Genomic DNA, 2,854 nt, shown 5'->3' on the forward strand with positions numbered 1-2,854 from the left:
ATGCGGGCGACCGCGGGCGCGGCCGGGCGGGCGCCGGTCCGGACGGCGGTCGGCGCGGCGGGCCGTGCGGTGGGCGGCAGGACGGCGGACACGAGGGCTCCCTTCGCAGCGCCCCTCCATGGGCGCTGTCAGGAGTCCCATCGGCACACCCGTCCGGCCGCTTGAGCGGTCGTCGAGGGTGTGCTGCACGTGTCCTGGCGGTAGGGGCCCTGGCGGCAGGGGTGCTGGCAGGAGGGACCTCGTCGGCGCGGGGCCCGTCGGCGCGCGGGGCGGCGTCCGCGCGGCGGGGCCGTCAGCGGGTGCGGCGGGGGAGGGCGGTGACGCCCGCGGGCAGCGGCGGCAGACCGGCCACCGTGCAGAGCAGGTGGTCGGCCCACGCGCGCAGGTGGTCGCCGACCGCGTCCGGCCCGCCGAGCGGTGACCAGGAGGCGCGGACCTCGAGCTCGACCGTCGGCTCGCGCTCGGCGAGGCTGCCGTAGCTGTCGGACAGGACCCGCGTGACGGTGCCGCCCGCGGCGGCGTGCTCGACGCCGCCCTCGGCGAGCGCGTCGACGAACCAGCTCCAGCCGACGTCCCCGAGCAGCGGGTCGGCGCCGGTCTCGGGGTCGAGCTCAGCCCGGGCGAAGGTGACGACGCGAAGGTCGCCCTCCCAGGCCTCCTGCCCGGCGGGGTCGTGCAGCAGCACGAACCGGCCGGTGGCGAGGTCCTCGTCGTCGCCGGCGCGGGCGACGTCGGCCGACAGCGCGACGGCGAAGGGCGCCACCCGGGCGGGGGCGGGCACCTCGGCCAGCCGCACCTCCGGCCGGGGGCGGGCGGCGCGCAGGCTCGCGGTGCAGCGCTCGACGACGGAGCCGCTGCCGGCGCCGGCGGCGCCGCGCGTGCCGTCCCTGCTCCCGCGCCCGTCCACGCGCCGCACGGTAGGCGGCTGCGGGAGGACGGGGGCGGACCTGCGGCCCCGCCACGCCGGTGAGCACCCCGTGGGACCATCGGCGGGTGCCCGACGCCACCCGCGCCACCGCCCCCGCCGACGCCGCCACCGAGGGGGAGAGGACCGGCCGGGCCGGTGCCGACGCCCCGGCAGCCGTCGCCCCGGCAGCCGTCGCCCCGGCAGCCGTCGCCCCGGCAGCCGTCGCCCCGGCCGCCGTCGCAGGGGAGGGCCCCTTCGCCGCTGCCGCCGCGGGACGGCTCGGCTCGCGCACGCCGGTGTGGTTCATGCGCCAGGCGGGTCGCTCCCTGCCCGAGTACCGGGCGGCGCGGGCGGGCACGGCGATGCTCGAGGCCTGCCGCACCCCCGAGCTCGTCACCGAGATCACGCTGCAGCCGGTGCGCCGCTACGGCGTCGACGCCGCGGTCCTCTACAGCGACATCGTCGTGCCGCTGGCGGCCGCGGGCGTCGACCTCGACATCGTCCCCGGCACGGGCCCCGTCATCGCCGCCCCCGTGCGGACGGCCGCCGACGTCGACGCCCTGCCCGTCCTCGACCCCGCGCAGGTCGGCTTCGTCGACGAGGCGGTGCGGATGCTCGTGCCCGAGCTCGGCGACGTGCCGCTGCTCGGCTTCGCCGGCGCCCCCTTCACCCTGGCCAGCTACCTCGTCGAGGGCGGCCCGAGCCGCCACCACGAGGCCACGAAGGCGATGATGTACGGCGACCCGGGCCTGTGGCACGCGCTCATGGAGCGGCTCGCCGCGCTGACGACGACGTTCCTGCGCGTGCAGGTCGAGGCCGGCGCGCGGGCCGTGCAGCTCTTCGACTCCTGGGTCGGCGCCCTGCCGCTCGCCGACTACCGGCGCTACGTCCTCCCGCACTCGACGGCGGTGCTCGACGGCGTGGCGGACCTCGGCGTGCCCCGCATCCACTTCGGCACCGGGACGGGCGAGCTCCTCGGCGCCATGGCCGAGGCGGGGCCCGAGGTCGTCGGCGTCGACTTCCGCGTCCCGCTCGACGAGGCCGCCCGGCGGACGGCCGCGGCCGTCGGCCGACCGGTGCCCCTCCAGGGCAACCTCGACCCCGCCGCCCTCTTCGCCCCGTGGCCCGTGGTGCGCGAGCGCGTGCTCGAGGTCCTCGAGGCGGGGCGGTCCGCCCCGGGCCACGTCTTCAACCTCGGCCACGGGGTCCTGCCGACGACGGACCCCGACGTGCTCGCGCGGGTCGTCGACCTCGTGCACGAGACGACGACCCGCTGAGCGGCCCCGTGCCGACGGGCGGGCCCGGGGAGGCCGGCCCCAGCCACCACGTCGCCCCGGTCGTCGTGGTGGGGGCCGGCATCAGCGGTCTCGTGGCGGCGCGCGAGCTGCGCCGCGGGGGCGCCGAGGTGCTCGTGCTCGAGGCCGCGGAGCGCGTCGGCGGCGTCATGTCCCGCGGCCCGGTGGAGGTGCCCGGCCGGTCGGAGCCGCTCGTCGTCGACCTCGGGCCCGAGTCGCTGCTCGCCCGGCGCCCCGAGGCCGTCGCGCTGCTGGACGAGCTCGGCCTCGCGGACGAGGTCGAGCACCCGGAGGCCGTGCCCGCGGCCGTGGCCTCGCGGGGGCGCCTGCACGACCTGCCGCCCGGCACGACGATGGGCGTGCCGCGCTCGACCGCCCACCTGGCGGGGCTGCTGACGCCGGCCGAGGTCGCCCGCGTGGCCGCCGAGCAGCGCGTGGCCCCGCTCCCCGCCGACGACGTCGACGTGGCCTCGTGGGTCGCGGGGCGCGTGGGGCGCGCCGTCGTCGACCGCCTGGTCGAGCCGCTGCTCGGCGGCGTCTACGCCGGCAGCGCCAGCGCCCTGTCGCTGCGCGCCACCGTCCCGGCGCTGTGGGACGTCGCCGTCCGCGGCGAGCCGCTCCTGCGTCCCGGGGCGGCGGCGAGCGGAGGGGG

The 2,854-nt window shown here is 79.6% G+C and carries 3 protein-coding genes; 2 read left to right on the top strand and 1 reads right to left on the bottom strand.

The features are described from left to right. Nucleotides 1–292 precede the first annotated feature (292 nt). On the bottom strand, nucleotides 293–907 hold the full coding sequence (locus tag HLB09_RS19540; protein WP_212771185.1) for a DUF3000 domain-containing protein: 615 nt from the start codon (nucleotides 905–907) through the stop codon (nucleotides 293–295). Between the two features lie 86 nt (nucleotides 908–993). Here HLB09_RS19540 and hemE point away from each other — a divergent pair, with 86 nt between their 5' ends. Then, on the top strand, nucleotides 994–2,184 hold the full coding sequence (gene hemE, locus HLB09_RS15270) for a uroporphyrinogen decarboxylase (protein ID WP_171204181.1): 1,191 nt from the start codon (nucleotides 994–996) through the stop codon (nucleotides 2,182–2,184). Nucleotides 2,185–2,192: 8 nt separating this feature from the next. Next, nucleotides 2,193–2,854, top strand: a 662-nt coding sequence (locus tag HLB09_RS15275) for a protoporphyrinogen/coproporphyrinogen oxidase (protein WP_171204182.1), incomplete at its 3' end; no start/stop codon positions are given.

Origin of the sequence: Pseudokineococcus marinus (assembly GCF_013004605.1) — a bacterium.
In the GTDB taxonomy this organism is placed as follows: Bacteria; Actinomycetota; Actinomycetes; order Actinomycetales; family Quadrisphaeraceae; genus Pseudokineococcus; species Pseudokineococcus marinus.